The 206-nt window shown below is 61.7% G+C and carries 1 protein-coding gene; it reads left to right on the plus strand.

The genetic code is table 11. From position 1 onward, the window contains the following. On the plus strand, window positions 1-206 hold a 206-nt coding region (locus PA598K_RS35205; RefSeq protein WP_148092062.1), incomplete at both ends, for a transposase.

The raw sequence follows: 206 nt of genomic DNA on the forward strand, positions 1-206 counted from the left end.
GACATCCAGCCGCTGCCGGTTCGTGAGCAGACGATCGGAATCGATGTAGGCCTGAAGTATCTGGCGGTGACCTCTGATGACGAGGTTGTCGCGAATCCGAGACACACACGCCGCTATGAACAGCAGTTGGCGAAGTGGCAACGCCGGATGTCGCGCCGCATGCGAGGCGGCAGCAACTGGCAGCGAGCGAAGATCAAGGTGGCCCG

Origin of the sequence: Paenibacillus sp. 598K (genome assembly GCF_003851045.1) — a bacterium.
Classification (GTDB): domain Bacteria; phylum Bacillota; class Bacilli; order Paenibacillales; family Paenibacillaceae; genus Paenibacillus_D.